Below are 17,837 nucleotides of genomic sequence, written 5' to 3' on the forward strand. Positions count from 1 at the left end.
TTGATTTTAGTTATCGCAGAAAAGCCCAGTGTGGCACAGACAATCGCTGCCGTACTTGGGGCAAAGGAAAAGAAAGACGGATTTCTCACAGGAAGCGGCTATATCGTTTCTTGGTGCGTGGGACATTTGGTAGGGCTTTCCGAAGCTGCCGCCTACGGGGAGCAGTATAAAAAGTGGAGCTATGACAGCTTACCGATTTTGCCGCAGGAATGGAAGTACACCGTTGCTTCTGACAAGGAAAAGCAATTCAAGACCTTAAAGGAACTTATGCACCGGGCAGACGTTTCCGAAGTCGTCAATGCCTGCGACGCGGGGCGCGAGGGAGAACTCATTTTCCGTTTTGTCTACGAAGTTGCCGGGTGCAGGAAGCCCACGCGCCGCTTGTGGATTTCCTCAATGGAAGAAGCTGCTATCAAAGAGGGCTTTTCTCATCTGAAGAACGGCGAAGCATACGACGCGCTCTTTGCTTCCGCATTATGCAGGGCAAAGGCTGACTGGCTAATCGGTATCAACGCCACCCGTCTTTTTTCTGTCCTTTACAACCATACCTTGAATGTGGGACGCGTACAGACCCCGACCTTAAAAATGCTTGTTGACCGGGACGCGGCGATTACCACGTTCAAGAAAGAAAAATACTATCATGTGCGCCTGTCCTTATCCGGCGCGGAAGCTGCAAGCGAAAAACTGTCTGACCGTTCCGAAGCTGACAGGCTGAAAGCTGCTTGTGAAGCGTCAAAAGCAGTCTGTACTTCCCTTGTGAAAGAGAAAAAGACCGCAGCCCCGCCGAAGCTCTTTGACCTTACTTCTTTGCAGAGGGAAGCAAACCGCCTGTTCGGATATACCGCAAAGCAGACCCTTGACCTTGCACAAGCCCTGTATGAAAAGCGTTTGCTTACTTATCCGAGAACCGACAGCGCATTTCTGACCGACGACATGGGCGACACAGCGGCGGGCATTATCAAGCTGCTTTGTGGGAAATTTTCTTTTATGGCGGGCATGGACTTTGCGCCGGAGCTTGCAAAAGTGCTGAACAGTAAAAAGGTATCAGACCACCATGCCATTATCCCGACTATGGAGCTTGCAAAGACCGACCTTGCCGCGCTGCCGGAAAGCGAAAGGAATATCCTTACCCTTGCCGGGGCGCGTCTGCTCATGGCGACCGCCGCAGTACATACCTTTGAAGCGGTTACGGCTACATTTGAATGTGCCGGACAGTCCTTTACCGCAAAGGGAAAAACAGTGCTGTACGACGGGTGGAAAGAGATTGACCGCCGTTACCGGGCAGCCTTAAAGAACAAGCCCGAAACGGACGACGCAGACAGCGACACAGAAAAGACCCTGCCGCCATTTACCGAGGGACAGACCTTTGAAAATCCGGCGGCAACGGTAACGGAACATGACACAACACCGCCAAAACCTCACAACGAAGCGTCGCTGCTCTCTGCTATGGAGCACGCCGGAAGCGAGGACACCGACCCGGACGCAGAACGCAAAGGGCTTGGAACTCCCGCCACCCGCGCCGCCGTCATTGAAAAACTGGTAAAGGGCGGTTTTGTGGAGCGAAAAGGCAAGCAGCTACTTCCCACAAAGGACGGTATCAACCTTGTGTGCGTCCTGCCGGACACCTTGACAAGCCCGCAGCTTACCGCAGAATGGGAAAACAATCTGACACAGATTGCAAAAGGCAAGGCAGACCCCGCCGCATTTATGGAGGGTATTGAGAATATGGCGCGGGAACTGGTAAAGACGTACCCGTTTCTTTCTGATGATAAAGCGCAGATGTTCAAGCCGGAACGGGAAGCGTTGGGAAGCTGCCCCCGCTGCGGTTCTCCTGTCTATGAGGGCAAGAAGAATTACTATTGCAGCAATAAGGAATGTATCTTTACCATGTGGAAAAATGACCGTTTCTTTGAAGAACGAAAAGTAACCTTTACCCCGAAGATTGCCGCCGCGCTCTTACAATCCGGCAAGGTAAATGTGAAAAAGCTCTATTCCCCAAAGACGGGCAAGACCTACGACGGAACTATCGTATTGGCTGATACGGGCGGGAAATATGTCAACTACCGGGTGGAGCTTCCGAAGAAAAAATAACTGAATAGCAAGCATAGGAAAAGAGTACCCTTTTCCGTAAAATTCCTGCTTTCTCTACCGAGAACGGCGGGGATTTTTGCTTGTTGGGAAGTTTCCCAAACCCTCTGAAATCTTGAAAAATATCTAAACTCTTTGGCAAAAACGCGGGCGCGGGGTACTGAATGATGAAACTGGAAAGCGCAGCGTCCGCGCTGCCTTTGGGAAAGGAGGTTACACATGGCAAATTTACGGGACACCGTAAAAGACTATCAAGAAGAATTAAGGGACGGTATCGCTTGGGTGGCGTTTTGGAAAACGGGACGTTCTTGGAACGCGGAATATTTCCACCTTGAAATGGGCGATATTCTCTACCCGGAGGACAGAAGCCGCATGGAAGAAATCAAACAGGCTGACCCTGCCGCCGTTGTGGTAAACGGCTATTATTCCGGCTATCTTGGCGAGGACAGGAACCTTGACGAACTGACCGCCGGGGTGCGCCGCCACTACGAAAACGGATATAGCAATATCGGGGAATTTATCGAAGCCCACGACGACAGGCTGCCGCCGGAGCTTATCGAGGAAGCAAGAGCCGCCGCCCACGCTGCGGGGCTGCCTTTTTCTGAAAAAGCCTACCGGGGCGGCGAAGAACCCGACCCCTATCTATTTGACGGGAGCATGAGCATGGAGGACTACGAGCTTATGCACCGCATGATTGAGAAAGAAAGGAGTGAGCGCATGGAAGAAACGATTTTAAGCGGGTATCTTTCTAATCTTGGAAAGTACACCGAGGGCAGACCTGCGGGCGAATGGGTATCATTCCCCACGACTGCTGAACATTTGAAAGAAGTCTTTGACCGTATCGGGATAGACGGCAAAAACTACGGGGAGCTGCACATCACAGAATATCAGTCCTCTATTCCGGGACTGGCAGGGAAATTGACCGAGCTTGAAAGCCTTGACGAACTGAACTATTTGGGCGAGCTTTTGAAAATGCAGTTTGACGACGACCGGGAAAAATTTGCTGCGGCTATCACATACGGCGACCATACAAGGGACTTGCAGGACATTATAAACCTTGCACAAAATCTTGACTGTTACTGGATTTATCCGTCCGTAAAAACCGAGGAAGATTACGGGCATTATCTGATTGAAGAACTGGACGAGTTGGAGCTGCCGGAAGAAGCAAAAAACTATTTTCTCTATGAGGAATACGGGCGGGACGCTGCTATCAATGACGGGGGCAGATTTACCGAGCAGGGATATATCTACAACAACCGCAACACCTTTACACAGTGGTATGACGGACGGGACGTGCCGGAGGAATATCGGGTAACACCGCAGCCGCCAGTACAGGAAAAGGAACAGGCAGACCTTGACGCTGCCGCAGCCATACCGACCACTGCCACAGAGCAGCCCCCGGTTCTCCCGATTATCCTATCTTCCGAAAAGCCCGCCAACAAAATGAAAGAGATTACCGACCGACTGGAACAGGGCATTTTGGGGATTTATGAAAGCGACCGTTACGCCGACTATCTGCGTACTATGTCTAAATTCCATGATTACAGCCTAAACAATACAATCCTTATCGCCATGCAGGGCGGCAACCTTGTAAAAGGCTATAAACAATGGGAAAAGGAATTTGACCGCCATGTAAAGCCGGGGGAAAAAGCTATCAAGATAATTGCGCCCGCGCCCTTTACCGTTAAGAAACAGGTGGAAAAAATCGACCCGGACACGCAAAAGCCTGTTTTCGATAAGAACGGGAAAGCCGTTACCGAGGAAAAGGAAATCCAAATCCCCGCCTTTCGTGTGGTATCTGTTTTTGACGTGTCGCAGACCGAGGGTAAGGAGTTGCCCGACCTTGGGATAAAGGAGCTTACGGGCGACGTGGAACAGTATCAGGATTTTTTCGCTGCCCTTGAAAAAACTTCCCCCTTTGCTATGGGATTTGAAGCACTAAGCGGCAGTATAAAAGGACGCTGCAATTATGAGGAAAAGTGTATTCTCATCAACGAGGGCATGGACGAATTGCAGAATATCAAGACCGCTATCCATGAAATTGCCCATGCGACACTCCATGACATAGACAAAGACGCGCCGGAACGTCCCGACCGCCGCACCCGCGAGGTACAGGCAGAAAGCGTCGCCTATGCCGTTTGCCAACACTACGGGCTTGATACGTCGGACTATTCCTTTGGATATATCGCCGGGTGGAGCAGCGGAAAAGAACTTGCAGAACTGAAAGGCTCTCTTGAAACAATCCGCAGCACCGCCGCAAGTCTGATTGATACCATAGACGGACATTTTGCAGAAATCCAAAAGGCACAGGATAAGGAACAGACCACCGAACAGGCACAGACCCCACAGGAAGCTACCATACAGCCCGAAGCAGAAGCAGCCGCGCCGGAGCTTCCCGAAGAAACAGCCCCGGTACAGGAAAAAGAAGCACAGACCGAGCCGGAAGCTGATACAGGCGCAAGCAGCGAAGCACCACAGCCGGAACAAGCTGCACCCGCCGCACCTTATTACACAATCAACGAAGCTGCCGCCAAACGTGCAAAGGACGCAAACAGTTTTTCCGATTATAAGCAAGGCAGCGCGACGGCTGAATACAGGCACTATGTAGATGAAGCCGTACAGCTTGCAGAAAGGCAGAAACAGCGGGTAGACCCGATGTACCATGAGAAAATCGACAGCCTGCTTGACACCTACGCCCGGAAACTGGCGGCGAACATGAACAAAGGCTATGAGATTGACGCGCGTGTTCCCTCTATCCTCATTGCGGGCGGCTCTAACTTCCCCACAAGGAAGAAAGAAAAGCAGAACGCAGCCCGCGACAGCAATTACCGGGAATGGCAGGACATACAAGGACTTCTTGATAAAATCCGCAGTACCGGCATGGGCGGTATCAGTGCAGACGACCCGCAGGCAGTACAGAAGTTAGAAAAGAAACTGGAAAGCCTTGAAAAATCACAGGAAACCATGAAAGCCGTAAACGCCTATTACCGTAAGCACAAGACCCTTGACGGCTGCCCGCATTTGTTGCCGGAACAGCTTGAAAAATTAAAAGCGGACATGGCGAGCAGTTGGCATTTGGGGGACAAGCCCTTTGCGACTTGGGCGTTATCCAACAACAGCGCGGAAATCCGGCGCGTGAAAGACCGTATCAAATCCCTTTCACAGCAAAAAGAAATCGGTTTTGTGGGTTGGGAATTCGACGGCGGCAAGGTGGAAGCAAACACCGAAGCGAACCGTCTGCAAATCTTCTTTGAGGATAAGCCGGACGAAGCTACGCGGGAAGCCTTAAAAAGCAACGGCTTCCGTTGGTCGCCAAAAGCCGGGGTATGGCAGCGGCAGCTTACCAGTAACGCCTATTATGCGGCTGATTATGTCAAGGCGATTGCACCTCTTACCGGGGAAAAGCCTACCGAGTTACAGCGGGCGCATATCCGGGCGCAAAAGGTAACTGCACAGGAACACTTCGCACAAGGGCAGCCGGAGCAGGAAGCCCCACAGGATAAAGACACCTTTTCCATTTATCAGATAAAAGGCGGGGACGAAACAAGGGACTTGCGTTTTGAGCCTTACGACCGTCTGATTGCCGCCGGACACCGGGTAGACGCGAAAAACTATACACTTGTCTATTCCGCACCTCTTACGCCGGGGACTTCCCTTGAAGATATTTACACCCGCTTTAATATCGACCACCCGAAAGATTTTAAGGGACACAGCCTTTCCGTTTCCGACGTGGTGGTACTTCATCAGAACGGACAGGACACCGCCCACTATGTAGACAGCTTCGGTTATAAGGACGTGCCGGAGTTTTTGCAGCCGGAAAATTATCTGAAAGCTGCCGAACAGACCACCGAGCAGAATTACAACATGATTGACGGGCAGATAAACAACACCCCGACCGCTACGGAACTGGAAGAAAAAGCAAAAGCCGGAGGACAGATTTCCCTTGCAGAATACGCCGAAGCCCTCAAAGCAGAAAAGAAACAGGCAGAGCCGGAGAAAAAGTCCTCTATCCGGGCGCAGCTTAAAGCAGCGAAAGAACAGGCACCGAAGAAACAGGCAAGACAGAAAACACAGGATTTGGAAAGGAGCTGACCTATGAAGTTACAAAAATTTGAAAATGTGGACGTTATTGCTTCCCTTGAAGCCATAATGAAACAGAACACCGCTTTTTATCAGAGCGATTTTGACATAGACAAACAGATTTTGCGGAAAGCGGCGGTAAGCCTTATCCCGGAGGACAAACGGCTTTTGTGGTTTTCCCGCCCGTCCGGGACGTGCTGCTTCCGGGAACGGGACGTTTTTCTAAAGGACACAAGGCAGCATAATACATGGCGGTTTTACGGGGAACAGACCCGCGATACTATCCTTGCCTATGCGGTGGAACTGACAGGCACAGAGCAGGAAAAAATCAAGGGCAATCTTTATGAACTGGATTATTTGCAGCATTTCCGGGAAGTAATCGAAAAATCAATCCCTGCCGACAACTACACGCTGATTTATGAGCATGGGGAGCTGACAAAGCCTGCCGGACAATATTTTGACGGGGACACTGACCCGCAACTTGGAAAGTTTATACGTTTTGAAGCACAGCCAAACGACCCGGAAGCCTTAAAAAGCCTTTTGAGGGAACAGCAGAAAAAACGAACACCGCATACGCAGAGGGATTTTCAGTTACATATCGCCGCCCTGCATGATAGACAGATTGAAACAGAAGCCCGCCGGATTGTGGAAAATGTAAAAGGGCTTGGAGAACCGGACAGCCCCGAAAAGACCCATTGTGCGGTAGAACTTTCTCCCTACTTTGTTCCACTGGCAACGGATAAGGATATGGAACGGCTGCTTTCCATGCTCCCTTACAAAAGCCTTTCCTTATCTACGTTGGAGGGCAGGCATGGCGTTTATGCGCTGATAGATAAAAGCGAGAGGAAGAAAGAGATGAAACAGTCCCCTCCCTCTGTCCGGGCGCAGTTACAAACAGAAAAATCCCCAAAAGTCCCGAAAAAGACAGCAAAATCAAAACATCACGAATTGGAGGTATGAGCATGATTAGACTGACCGTTGAAGAAATGAACCTGTTGAGTATTTACCATGAGGGAAGCAAAGCACAGCTTATGGAAAATATGACGGCTGCGCTGCCGTTCATGGACGAGGATATGCGCCCCTTTGCAGAACGCACCTTACAGAAAATTTCCCCGCTAACAGAAAACGAGTATGCGGAGCTTGCCATTTTCGCCGCTGATGAAGTATGACCGGGGGTAAGCGGCTTACGCCGCCACAGAGCCGAAAAGTCAACAGCCTTGTAAAAAAGGAGTGCTGCAACTGCGAGCGCGGACACTGTATCTTACTGGACGACGGGGAGGAATGTGTCTGCCCGCAGCTCATTTCCTGTTCGCTTTTATGCAAGTGGTTTCAAATTGCCGTACTTCCTCTTGATAAGCTACTGTATGCAGAGCTTTTCAAGACAGAGGACAAAAAGCGTTGTACCGAGTGCGGCACGTTCTTTGTATCAAAATCGAACAGCGTCAAATACTGCCCGGACTGCCGGAAGCGGATTACCCGCAGACAGGCAGCCGAGCGCATGAGGAAACGGCGTGCGGCGGTTACGCGATAAGGGCAAAAAAAGCCTTGATTTACAGGGCATAAATGACGTGAAACTGGCATAGGCGATACAGAATACCTTTTCCCTTAAAATGGGGGTTCTACTGCGTAACATTTTAAAATCAGTACCTATATAAAAGAACAGGGTGCGGGAGGTCATTACTGGCTTCCTGCGCCCTGTTCTTTTTGTGTCTGACTGTCTTTATCCTGCATTTCCGGCTTCGGCTGTAATTCTTTTTCTATCCGGTTCCGGTAATGGGTTTTCCTGCGGTAAAAATATTTTGTTACTTCCTGTTCCGGCAGCCATATCCCCGCAGCTTCTATCCGTTCCATAACAGCGGCAACGATTTCCCGGTTGTTGTACTTATGCGGCTCCTGTCCCTTTTCTATCCAAAGACGGCGGTATTCCTCATAAAGCCATGTACTGATAGTTTCTTTCTGCCGTTGCTTCAAATGCCGGAACTGCTTATCTGTCCGCAGCAGCTTCCCGTCTACCTTTTTATGATTTTTTGTCCCGATTTCTTTTTTCCTCTCTTTCCATTTCTTCAAGGGGAAACTGGGGGAGGGCTTCTATCAGCTTCATTGTGATATACTGGCGCATATCTTCATCAATTTCCAGTTTGAATGTTCCGTCCGGCTGACGTTTCTTTACAGTTGCCTGCCTGTCGATTTCGTCCTTGTAGCACATAAGCACCTTTTCCACCGCCCATGTTTCTCCGGTAACGGCGGCGCTTATGGTTTCATAATCGGGTATCGTTTGGTCTGCCATGTTTTCACGCTCCTGTCTATATTGGAATACCTTTATCCTACCACGCTTTTATAGATATTTCTACTGTAAGCGTTCGGTTTCCCTGCCCCGTTCCGGTTCTTTTTCCAGTCTTAAAATACTGTCTATGTTCTGTTTGATAACGTCGTATTCCTTGACCTGTTTTTTCAGCTTGCCATAATCAGTGTAAAGGGCTTCTTTCTGCGCTTGGAGCTTCCCGTATTCTTCCTGCATGGCGGCAAGATTGGGGAGCTTGGTAACGCCCGCCGCTTTCAATGCCTTTGCCGCCGCTTCATGGAGTATCAGACTGCTTTCCTGCTTTGCCCGGTATGTGTCCTTATCCTTTGCCCTGCGGTATGCTTCATAGACGGTTTTTGTTTTTTGGTAGGTGGTAACGTGCTTCATCAGCACCGCCATGTCTGCAAGACATTTCTCCACGCTCTTTAATGCGTCTGCTGTCTTTTCATTTTCCGCATTTATTTCTTCAATCCGGCTGACTAAATCCGCGTACTGCTCAATCTTGTGTTCTGTCAAGAAATTCATAGTTTTTGCAGCCAGTTTCAGATTATGGATTTTCGCCCACTGTTCATAGCCCCGGCTCTCTTGTGCCTTGATACTACTTTCAATGTCGATAAGCAGCGATACGCCGCGCTGCTCTTTGGGAGCTTTCGCTGCCTTTGTGCGCTTGCCTGCAATCCGTTCTTTGATTGCTTCCTCTGTATAATCTGCACCGAGGGTTTTTAAGCGGGTAAAGCGTTCCTGTCCGGGAGCGCGGCAGGAGATATATTTTCCCGGCTTTATCTCATAGCCCGCCGCCTGTAACCGCTGCAATAATTCTTCAAAACTTGCTACTTGGGGGATAAGTGTATCAACGGCAATTTTTAGCTTGCCTTTCCAACTTGTTCCCGTCTTTTCCGCTTGATATTCTGCATAGCTTTTTCCCTTACTGCCTTTACCCGGAATGACAACGGACAGCCCGTTTTCCCTGCACAGCTTATCACTTATGTTCCGTATGCCGTAGTAACTGCGCTTATTGGAATTGTACTTATGGTAGTCAACAAAGTTGACCGCACAAAAAATGATATGGTTATGGATATGCCCTTTGTCTATGTGGGTAGTCAAGACGTATTCATGCTGTCCCTTTGTTACCGCGTCGGCAAGCTGTTTTCCGATTGTGTGGGCTTTCTCACAGTCCACCTCTCCCGGTTCAAACGATTGTATCAGATGAAAGGCTAAGTTGTTCCCTTTCTGCCGAGCCTGCGACAAAGTATATTCAAACTCAATATCTGCCGTTTCATAGCTGCACCCAAAGGAGGACACAAGCGTTTTCCCGTCTGTCTTATCCGGGTTTTGGATATAATCAAGGGCTTTGCTCAACGTGCTTTTAATAGGCTTAATCTTTGTAACCGCCATATCTCCGCAAGCACCCCCTTTATTTCCTCTATGTCCTCTTGGTAGACGCTGCCTGTCGCATTGACACGCTTTGCAATCTGATTGACGTTGACCCCGATTTTCTGTATCTCCGCTGTCATGGCTTTTATGTCGCTATGGTCTGTCTGAATGATATACCCGTCAATGGCAATCTTGCGAAGATACGCCGCCATATTTTGGGTAGGGACGAGCTTCATTTTCTGTTCAATCAATGCCCGTTCTTCCTCTGTTACATAGAATTTGATTTGTACTTTTCTTTTGCGTCCGTTCATGCAATCGTTCCTTTCCATTCCGAGGGTTTGGGACACTTCCCAACAAGCAATTTTTAACCGACGCACCGCAGGGCGGGAGGGCGAAAATACGGAAAAGGGTACTCTTTTCCTATGCTTGCTAAGAAAGTTTTTTATCTTTTATGTCCTTATTTCCCTCTACGGAGAAAAAACCATTTTGCCGAACTTATGCAAAAGAAAAACGCTGCAATCTCAAAAAAGATTACAACGCTTCCGAAAATCCATATTCAATTTTGCCGGACGTTTCTATTTGTCCTCTTTTTCGACTTCTGAAATTTCCTTTGCGGTTGCTGTTACAATCCGTATGCCGTTATCGCTCATATCATCAAGCAGAGCGTCGAGCTGCCGCCGCTTTGTATCTTTTCCGACGGGCGTATCTAAAAGAAACTGGTCTACGGATATATTGTAACGGAGCATAAGCTCAAAAAAGATTTGCAGACTGGGGTGCTGTCCTTTATTCTCAATATTCGCAAGGTAGCGAGGGGAAATATACATTTCATCACTTACCTGTTTGCGGCTTTCCTTGCGTCCTGTCCGCGCAGCTTTTATCGCTTCTCCAAAGGCTTTGAAGTCATATTTTTCTACTGGTCTTTTTGCCATATTTATTCACCCAGTTACATTTTACTGTTCCCCTTTCTTCTTGGATATGTCTATACAGTTCCACTAATTAGCCATAATAATTCATATTTATATACTTGCTATTATTCGTATGTCCGACTATAATTATACTGATATGATTTGTAGAAAGGACTTGGGTGTTATGGAATATATGTCTTGCCCCGAAGCAGCGAAGAAATGGGGAATTTCTGAAAGGCGGGTACAGGTACTTTGCAGAGAAAACCGCATACCGGGTGTTTCAAAACTTGGATATATGTGGCTGATACCAAAGGACGCTGAAAAACCGATTGACGGGAGAACAAAACGAGGAAAGGAGCTGCACCATGAATAAAGTTTTGATTATAGATGATGATAAAGAGCTTTGCGCTCTTATGAAAAAGTGCATAGAGCAGGAAAAATTATCAGCCGTAACTGTATATAACGGTATTGAGGGGGTTCGTCTAATTGATGAAAATAAAGATAGCTATTCCCTTATTATTTTGGACGTAATGCTGCCGGATATAGACGGGTTTCAGATTCTCCAAAAAATTAGAGATACAAGCAATATCCCGGTGCTTATGCTTACTGCAAAAAGCAGCGAAGAAGATAAGGTTTTCGGTCTGCGACTGGGAGCAGACGACTACTTGACAAAGCCATTTGGTATTAACGAGCTTTTGGCGCGTGTCAATTCCCTTATCCGGCGATATACCACCTTAAACCCCTTTACGGCAGACATAGACAGCATATCGTTGAAAGATATGGTAATTGACAAATTAAATCGTACAGTTACGGTCAAAGATATTCCCGTTTTGCTTACAGGAAAAGAATTTGATTTACTTCTCTTTCTTGCTTCCAACAAAGGACGAGTATTTACCAAAAAACAAATTTATTCACAGGTATGGGAGGAAGAATACGCTTTTGATGATAGCAATATTATGTCTTTTATTAGCAAATTAAGGAAAAAGATTGAGCCAGACCCCGACCACCCCTTTTACATTTTAACTGTCCGGGGTGTCGGCTACCGTTTTAACAAGGAGGCGTAACATGGATATAAATGTTTATCTTTTCATAGTGATAGCCCTTATGCTGCTTATTATTATGTATCTCCTTTTTGTCTTACGGCGTGTGCGGACACAGCTTGCGCTGATAAAAGACGCCTTAGAGGATATAAAGGGCGGGAATTTGAACCGACGTATTTTAGCAGGCGAAAACGATATGACAAAAACAATTTGCTATGACATTAACAAAATAGCAGTAAACAGTCAGGCGCAGCTTATACGGCAAAGACAATCTGAACAGGCATATAAACGGCTGATGACAAGTCTTTCACATGATGTAAAGACCCCGCTTGCTTCTCTTGTAGGTTATCTGGAAGCGGTTGAAAACAAAATTGTTATTGGAGAGGAAAAGGACGAATATATCCATGTCGCACATGAAAAAGCCCACTATATGAAATCCTTTGTGGAAAATTTGTTTGAATGGGTAAAACTGGATTCCGGAGAGCAGATTTTTCATTTTGAAAAATTTGACCTTAACGAGTTATCCCGCAACATTATAGCGGATTGGATTCCCGTCTTAGAAAGCAATCATTTTGAATATGAGTTTGTCATACCCGAAACAGAGTATTTTATTCACATAGATGTAAACGCATATACCCGCGTACTTAACAATCTTTTTCAAAATATTATTATCCATAGTGCGGGAGATAAAATGGCACTGCATATTTGTGAAGATATACAACAAGCTAAAATTATAATTTCAGATAATGGAAAAGGAATAGCTCCCGATAAGCTGCCACATATTTTTGAAAGAATGTACCAGTGCGACCAGTCGCGGTCTGCAAAGGGAAATGGTTTAGGACTGGCGATTGCTAAAGAGCTTATCAGTGTTCACAAAGGAACCATTACCGCTGAAAACAGCTCTGATAAAGGGACTGTATTTACTATATTGCTTCCCAAAGCCCTGTAAATAATGCGGGGCTTTCCTGCTATAAAACAAGAAAAAAGCAAGGTTTCGGCAAGGTTATGGCAAGGTTGATACTATATAATGGGAGGTAGAAAGGAGGAAAAGACAATGACTATCATTTCTACTGAAATGCTGAAATGGAAACGCAATAAGACAGTCTTAGGTATCTTTATTCTAACTGCAATTTTAGGAATATTCGCAGTTGAACGTGCTTTCAGTATATCAAGAAGTAGCTCACTAATGAATAGTTTTAGTGATTTATACACATTGGCATTTAAGAACCTTACAAGTTTGTTTCTGCCTATTGTGTTGAGTATGTTTGCAACCACATTGTTCTTTGATGAACAGAAAAATGATACCTTAAAAGGACTTCTGATTATTCCGATTTCCAAAACGCAACTTTATTTTTCAAAGATAGCAGTGGTAATTTTTATGTCATTAGCACTATGTCTGCTTACTTTTGCAATCTGTATTCTTGGCGGCTTTCTTGCAGGCGGCTTTACAGATTTGAATACGGAAACAATTTTACAGGCGGGATTATTATTTTTAGCCGGTGGCGTGTTAGTTCCACTTGCAATGCTCCCCGTTATTTTTTTAGCAACATTGGCAAAGGGATATGTTCTACCGATTGGGGCTGCATTACTTTATCTTGTGCCTGTCGTGCTTATTCCGTCGGGGATTATGGGACTGCACCCACTGGCGAGTGTTATGGGAATTTATCCCTATATTTCATCTGACGCAGCAGAAATGGTTAAGAAATGGGCGGGAGGAATAGAAATAACTATATCTCCGAATATCTGTTTAATTTCTCTTTTGGTAATTGGAAGTATTTCAGCCATTGTTTCCGTACTTGCATTGCGGAAACAGACCTATTGAAAGTGAGGATATATGATGAATAAATATGTAATTGAAACAAAACAACTGACAAAAACTTATGGAGAGCAAACGGTAGTCAATTCTGTTAATATCCATGTGAAACAAGGACAGATATATGGGCTGTTGGGGCGTAATGGGGCGGGTAAAACCACAATTATGAAAATGATTTTGGGGTTGACCGATATTACTTCCGGCGAAGTAGACGTATTCGGTCAAAATATCAAAGGGAGGGAAAAAAGAGTATATCCCCGGATTGGTGCTATTATTGAAACACCCGGCTTTTATCCGAATTTAACAGGTACGGAAAACTTGGAGATATTTGCAAAACTGCGCGGTACTGCTGCGCCAAATGCAGTAAAAAACGCCTTGGAGATTGTCGGTCTGCCTTATCGGGACAAAAAATTGTTTAGCAAGTATTCTCTTGGAATGAAGCAGCGTCTTGGAATAGCAAATGCTATTTTACATGACCCTGAACTGCTAATCTTAGATGAACCCACAAACGGTCTTGACCCGATAGGCATTGCAGAAGTAAGGGACTTTATTAAGACTTTAAGTATCGAGCGCGGAAAAACAATTCTTATTTCCAGTCATATTCTGTCCGAAATTGCACTACTGGCTGATGACATCGGCATTATTGACCATGGTGTACTACTGGAAGAAAACAGCATGAATGAGCTACAAAAGAGAAACAGTAAGTATATACTTCTGCAAGTTTCTGATATACCGAAAACTTCTCTTGTTTTGGAAAGGCAGTTTGGGGTTACCGAATATTCCGTACAGGACGAACACACCCTGCGGATTTATGACACTTCGTTGGATATGGCTGCTGTCAATAAAGCTCTTGTGGTACAGGATATAGCTGTTATCAGTTCTCAGCTATGCAATGATACATTAGAGGACTATTTCAAAAAAATCACAGGAGGAGAAGGAATTGCTTAGGCTGATACAGGCAGAGTTTCTTAAACTGCGTCGAAAAAAATTTATTGTGTTAATGCTGTTATCCGCTCTTTTCATGCCACTTCTTGCAGTTTTTTATTTCAGAAGTGCTGATAAAACAGTTATTGAACCATTACAATTTTATAAGTGGACTACATTCAGCTATACAGCTTGGATTATACTTCCTGTTGTATTGGGTTTGGTTTCTACTATGCTCATGTATGACGAAAATCAAAACGATATGCTCAAACAGTTGTGGATTATACCGATTAGCAAGACAGGATATTTTTTTAGCAAATTTATTGTTGTACTGTCTTATTCCGTTTGTTTTATGTTGCTTACAGCCATAGCGTCTGTATTTTTCGGTATGCTTCCCGGTTATATAACCTTTGAATGGAATAGTATCAGTTATCTATTTAAGAAATGTATTGAAATCGCCATACTTACCGCATTTTCCATATTACCACTTTTAGCGGTTGCAGCTGCCGGGAAGAACTATATACTCCCTGTATGTGTGACACTGGTTTACACCTTTCTTAGCTTTATTTTGCTTATGGTTAATATGTACCTACACCCTCTATCCAGTGCAACAGCAATTATCATGCGAGATATTCCCGGTGTTATTTTGGCACAGGAAGTCAATATTCCGGCTGCACTTTTTTGTATCGGTATATGGACTATTGTTTCTATCGTATTTGCGTACATTTCCTTAAAGCATAGAAAGTGAGTGATTGAATGATGAAAGAATTGATTTGGGCAGAACATCAAAAACTCCGACGTTCAAAAATTGTGTTGGTCGCCATATTCGCAGTTATTATGGTTGCAATTATTGTTTTTACTCAAGGGCAGTTTTCTTTTGGGGAAAAACGCTATATAGATGACGCAGGGTGGTTTATGAACGCAGCACAGTCTTTAGCAACTTTTTTTGTTCTTCCTGCGGTTATTGCACTTTTGGGGAGCTATATGATTTGTCGTGAGGAACAAGAAGATACTATTAAATCATTACGTTTAATTCCTATAAGTGAAGCTAAAATGACGATTGCAAAATTACTTATTACTTTTGCATTTAGCGTACTCTTTTATTTGCTGCTTTTCGGCATTACATTTTTAGTTGAAGTTATTTTACATTTTAGGGGCTTGTCTATCAAAATGATTTTAAGTTTTTTCAAAATCTATTTACTTGACGGCATTGGGATTTTCTTTGCTATTGCACCTGTTATTGCGGTTGTATCAAGAATAAAGAAAGGCTATTGGCTTGCTTTGATTTTTACAGTAATTTATTCTTTTGCAGGATTATTCACAAGTATATCCGATGTTCTTTCGGCTTGCTATCCTATTACTGCTACATTCAATATTTCCGGCTATTATTCTGCCACCTTTGGAGAAATCATTATTAGCCTTATGAGTTTGTTCTTTTGTGGATTGTTTTCTGTCTTGATTTTAATATCTAAAAAAACAATCAAAAATAAGTAATGATACAACCAACATCTGCCGGACGACGGCAAAGAAAAAAAGCCGTCGCAGAGCAGCCATATTTTCACGCGCCTATTCTATTTCGGCGGCTTTGATTTTCAGAGCCGCCGTTTCTTTTTGTCTGTACGACGACCCTTAACCATGTAGACATGGCGGCTTTAGGAGGTAGCCGCCATGAGTTATAAACCACAACAACAAATTCTTACATTCTTTGATTTATCAAAAAAAGCCCGACCGCCACCGGGGATATTCCTACCCTTAGATATGAACTATTAAATCATCTAAATACTTTTTATTATTCCTATGCGCCTGTCCGCGTTTTTTTGCGGACGGGCGCATTTTGTATGCTTAAAAAAATTTTTGAAAAAATTTCCGAAAATATTTGGCATTTTTTCAAAGCTCCGTATTACCCCGCGAAAAGGGGGAAGCACCACCAACTTTCAACGAGAAAGGAGGTGAGAATGTGGAACCTAATAGCAGGGAGTTTTATAAGCAATGTTCTTTTCAGAAGTATTGCAATGCGGTATTGCACAATGAAGCGTGCGACGCTCATAGAGAGCTTCGTACACATAAGGCAAAGGAAGTAACCTTTTCCGACATGACCTTAGATGAAGCGCGACAGCTACATACCTTTGATGAATATTTCAAACGGGAAACTGCTGAAACCGTCTTTGAAAAAGCCGGAAAGAAAATCACGCCGAAGTTGCTTCTTGAAGCAATCCGTACTTTGCCGGAAGAAAAGCGCAAAGCCATATTGCTGTATTATTTCGAGGGAATGAGCGATACAGAAATTGCAGAGTTGCTCAATACACCGAGAAGTACAATACAGTACAGACGGACAAGCTCTTTTGAACAATTAAGAAAATATTTGGAGGAAAATGCTGATGAATGGGACGAATGGTAATCAACCCGGCTACCCTGAAAATGCCCTTGTTCCTTATCCTGTCATTGTGGCAGCGACAAAGGGCGACCCGGACGCTATGAAAATGGTCTTGCAGCATTTCAGCGGTTATATAGCCCGTTTATCCATGCGAAAGTTATATGACGAGCGTGGAAATGTTTATTTTGGTATAGACAACGACATTCGGGAACGGCTGCAAGCCAAACTGATGATGGCTGTCCTCAATTTTAGAACAGAGAAATAACCGCAATCGGCGGTGGAACGTCTTTACTCCCCCTTTTCCGTTCCGCTGCTGACGCGGCAGCACAGCCATTTTGAACCTTGACAAAGAAAGCGACGCAAGAGAACGGCGACGCAGCATAAGGCAAATCGGATACGTTCCTTTTGTGCCGAGCCATGCGGTGGGTACGCCATGACCTTTTTCTTAACCGAAAAGCGAGCGAGAAATACCACACCGTAAAGTAGGGATAGCACCCTGCGGGCGATAACGCACAGAATATATAATGATACTTCCTTACAGCCATAGTCCGAGCGTTAGAAGCGTCGCAGGCAATGGGTAGGGCTTCGGCAGACCGCCGGAGGGGTGCAACTCCCATGAGGTTACGCTAATAGCCGTCCGATTAAAGCCTATGTCACAGATTGATTTTTGACCCGTTAAGAAAGGGGGACGACAAATTGAACAATAACGACGTGCCGATTTGGGAAAAGTACACGCTTACCATAGAAGAAGCAGCAAAATATTTCCGTATCGGAGAAAGCAAGCTGCGGAAACTGGCAGAAGAAAATCCCGTCCCGGACTGGGTAATGATGAACGGAAACCGTATTCAGATTAAGCGTAAGCAGTTTGAAAAAATGATTGATACGGTGGACGCAATCTGATAGTGAAATCGAGCCTTGAATGTGGTACAATGTAGTC

20 protein-coding genes are annotated in these 17,837 nt (G+C 45.4%); 15 read left to right on the top strand and 5 right to left on the bottom strand.

Translation table 11 applies throughout. The features are described from left to right. The 5 genes from DXA57_RS12055 (at window position 1) to DXA57_RS12075 (ending at window position 7,699) form a co-directional block, all read left to right on the top strand. A complete protein-coding gene (locus tag DXA57_RS12055) occupies window positions 1–2,091 on the top strand; it encodes a DNA topoisomerase 3 (RefSeq protein ID WP_054344402.1) in 2,091 nt (696 codons plus the stop codon). Window positions 2,092–2,307: 216 nt separating this feature from the next. Then, window positions 2,308–6,180 carry an antirestriction protein ArdA gene (locus DXA57_RS12060; RefSeq protein ID WP_117767612.1) on the top strand — a complete coding sequence of 1,291 codons (3,873 nt, stop codon included), beginning with the start codon at window positions 2,308–2,310 and terminating at the stop codon, window positions 6,178–6,180. A gap of 3 nt (window positions 6,181–6,183) precedes the next feature. Next, complete coding sequence (locus DXA57_RS12065) at window positions 6,184–7,128, top strand: hypothetical protein (RefSeq protein ID WP_117767613.1); 945 nt, start codon at window positions 6,184–6,186, stop codon at window positions 7,126–7,128. Continuing rightward, entirely contained in the window at window positions 7,125–7,337 is a 213-nt protein-coding gene (locus tag DXA57_RS12070) for a transposon-transfer assisting family protein (protein WP_005933795.1), read from the top strand. The genes DXA57_RS12065 and DXA57_RS12070 overlap by 4 nt, the downstream gene beginning before the upstream one ends. After that, window positions 7,334–7,699, top strand: coding sequence for a cysteine-rich VLP domain-containing protein (locus DXA57_RS12075; protein WP_005933796.1), 366 nt, complete (start codon window positions 7,334–7,336; stop codon window positions 7,697–7,699). The genes DXA57_RS12070 and DXA57_RS12075 overlap by 4 nt, the downstream gene beginning before the upstream one ends. A 146-nt stretch (window positions 7,700–7,845) precedes the next feature. On the opposite strand, the gene DXA57_RS12080 is transcribed toward DXA57_RS12075, so the two are convergent. The 5 genes from DXA57_RS12080 to DXA57_RS12100 form a co-directional block, all read right to left on the bottom strand. Continuing rightward, window positions 7,846–8,139, bottom strand: coding sequence for a hypothetical protein (locus tag DXA57_RS12080; protein ID WP_025579757.1), 294 nt, complete (start codon window positions 8,137–8,139; stop codon window positions 7,846–7,848). 46 nt (window positions 8,140–8,185) lie between these two features. Beyond that, window positions 8,186–8,455, bottom strand: coding sequence for a helix-turn-helix domain-containing protein (locus DXA57_RS12085; protein ID WP_015529202.1), 270 nt, complete (start codon window positions 8,453–8,455; stop codon window positions 8,186–8,188). Between the two features lie 60 nt (window positions 8,456–8,515). Continuing rightward, a complete protein-coding gene (locus DXA57_RS12090) occupies window positions 8,516–9,865 on the bottom strand; it encodes a relaxase/mobilization nuclease domain-containing protein (RefSeq protein ID WP_117767614.1) in 1,350 nt (449 codons plus the stop codon). Beyond that, window positions 9,826–10,155 carry a plasmid mobilization protein gene (locus tag DXA57_RS12095; protein ID WP_015529200.1) on the bottom strand — a complete coding sequence of 110 codons (330 nt, stop codon included), beginning with the start codon at window positions 10,153–10,155 and terminating at the stop codon, window positions 9,826–9,828. The genes DXA57_RS12090 and DXA57_RS12095 overlap by 40 nt, the downstream gene beginning before the upstream one ends. 264 nt (window positions 10,156–10,419) lie before the next feature. Further along, the gene (locus tag DXA57_RS12100) at window positions 10,420–10,773 is read right to left on the bottom strand and encodes a helix-turn-helix domain-containing protein (protein WP_005933802.1); all 354 of its coding nucleotides are present in this window, start codon (window positions 10,771–10,773) and stop codon (window positions 10,420–10,422) included. A 160-nt stretch (window positions 10,774–10,933) separates the two neighbouring features. Between DXA57_RS12100 and DXA57_RS12105 the strand changes: the two genes are divergently transcribed. From DXA57_RS12105 to DXA57_RS12155, 10 genes are all read left to right on the top strand, one after another. Then, window positions 10,934–11,122, top strand: a complete 189-nt coding sequence (locus DXA57_RS12105; protein WP_025578756.1) for a helix-turn-helix domain-containing protein — start codon at window positions 10,934–10,936, stop codon at window positions 11,120–11,122. Further along, entirely contained in the window at window positions 11,115–11,813 is a 699-nt protein-coding gene (locus DXA57_RS12110) for a response regulator transcription factor (protein ID WP_005933804.1), read from the top strand. Before DXA57_RS12105 ends, DXA57_RS12110 begins: the two co-directional genes overlap by 8 nt. Window position 11,814: 1 nt before the next feature. Next, window positions 11,815–12,738, top strand: coding sequence for a sensor histidine kinase (locus DXA57_RS12115; RefSeq protein WP_005933807.1), 924 nt, complete (start codon window positions 11,815–11,817; stop codon window positions 12,736–12,738). A 105-nt stretch (window positions 12,739–12,843) separates the two neighbouring features. After that, window positions 12,844–13,611: an ABC transporter permease gene (locus DXA57_RS12120; protein WP_021421428.1), complete on the top strand. Its 768-nt coding sequence runs from the start codon at window positions 12,844–12,846 to the stop codon at window positions 13,609–13,611. Window positions 13,612–13,626: 15 nt separating this feature from the next. Beyond that, entirely contained in the window at window positions 13,627–14,550 is a 924-nt protein-coding gene (locus DXA57_RS12125; protein ID WP_117767615.1) for an ABC transporter ATP-binding protein, read from the top strand. Further along, a complete protein-coding gene (locus tag DXA57_RS12130) occupies window positions 14,543–15,274 on the top strand; it encodes an ABC transporter permease (protein ID WP_021421426.1) in 732 nt (243 codons plus the stop codon). The genes DXA57_RS12125 and DXA57_RS12130 overlap by 8 nt, the downstream gene beginning before the upstream one ends. Window positions 15,275–15,282: 8 nt before the next feature. After that, complete coding sequence (locus DXA57_RS12135) at window positions 15,283–16,020, top strand: ABC transporter permease (RefSeq protein WP_005933814.1); 738 nt, start codon at window positions 15,283–15,285, stop codon at window positions 16,018–16,020. Window positions 16,021–16,483: 463 nt separating this feature from the next. Further along, complete coding sequence (locus DXA57_RS12140; RefSeq protein ID WP_021421424.1) at window positions 16,484–16,924, top strand: RNA polymerase sigma factor; 441 nt, start codon at window positions 16,484–16,486, stop codon at window positions 16,922–16,924. Continuing rightward, entirely contained in the window at window positions 16,905–17,165 is a 261-nt protein-coding gene (locus tag DXA57_RS12145; RefSeq protein WP_005933821.1) for a helix-turn-helix domain-containing protein, read from the top strand. The genes DXA57_RS12140 and DXA57_RS12145 overlap by 20 nt, the downstream gene beginning before the upstream one ends. Before the next feature lie 431 nt (window positions 17,166–17,596). Beyond that, window positions 17,597–17,800 (top strand): excisionase, encoded by a 204-nt coding sequence (locus tag DXA57_RS12155; protein ID WP_009905235.1) that lies wholly within the window; start codon window positions 17,597–17,599, stop codon window positions 17,798–17,800. Window positions 17,801–17,837: the final 37 nt, after the last annotated feature.

The organism is Blautia sp. OF03-15BH, assembly GCF_003463065.1.
GTDB lineage: Bacteria > Bacillota > Clostridia > Lachnospirales > Lachnospiraceae > Limivivens.

Coding starts and splice junctions, on each gene's coding strand:
- DXA57_RS12135 (WP_005933814.1), top strand. CDS start 15,283: ATGATGAAAGAATTGATTTGGGCAGAACATCAAAAACTCCGACGTTCA.
- DXA57_RS12100 (WP_005933802.1), bottom strand. CDS start 10,773: ATGGCAAAAAGACCAGTAGAAAAATATGACTTCAAAGCCTTTGGAGAA.
- DXA57_RS12105 (WP_025578756.1), top strand. CDS start 10,934: ATGGAATATATGTCTTGCCCCGAAGCAGCGAAGAAATGGGGAATTTCT.
- DXA57_RS12070 (WP_005933795.1), top strand. CDS start 7,125: ATGAGCATGATTAGACTGACCGTTGAAGAAATGAACCTGTTGAGTATT.
- DXA57_RS12060 (WP_117767612.1), top strand. CDS start 2,308: ATGGCAAATTTACGGGACACCGTAAAAGACTATCAAGAAGAATTAAGG.
- DXA57_RS12145 (WP_005933821.1), top strand. CDS start 16,905: ATGAATGGGACGAATGGTAATCAACCCGGCTACCCTGAAAATGCCCTT.
- DXA57_RS12120 (WP_021421428.1), top strand. CDS start 12,844: ATGACTATCATTTCTACTGAAATGCTGAAATGGAAACGCAATAAGACA.
- DXA57_RS12085 (WP_015529202.1), bottom strand. CDS start 8,455: ATGGCAGACCAAACGATACCCGATTATGAAACCATAAGCGCCGCCGTT.
- DXA57_RS12125 (WP_117767615.1), top strand. CDS start 13,627: ATGAATAAATATGTAATTGAAACAAAACAACTGACAAAAACTTATGGA.
- DXA57_RS12090 (WP_117767614.1), bottom strand. CDS start 9,865: ATGGCGGTTACAAAGATTAAGCCTATTAAAAGCACGTTGAGCAAAGCC.
- DXA57_RS12065 (WP_117767613.1), top strand. CDS start 6,184: ATGAAGTTACAAAAATTTGAAAATGTGGACGTTATTGCTTCCCTTGAA.
- DXA57_RS12110 (WP_005933804.1), top strand. CDS start 11,115: ATGAATAAAGTTTTGATTATAGATGATGATAAAGAGCTTTGCGCTCTT.
- DXA57_RS12115 (WP_005933807.1), top strand. CDS start 11,815: ATGGATATAAATGTTTATCTTTTCATAGTGATAGCCCTTATGCTGCTT.
- DXA57_RS12095 (WP_015529200.1), bottom strand. CDS start 10,155: ATGAACGGACGCAAAAGAAAAGTACAAATCAAATTCTATGTAACAGAG.
- DXA57_RS12075 (WP_005933796.1), top strand. CDS start 7,334: ATGACCGGGGGTAAGCGGCTTACGCCGCCACAGAGCCGAAAAGTCAAC.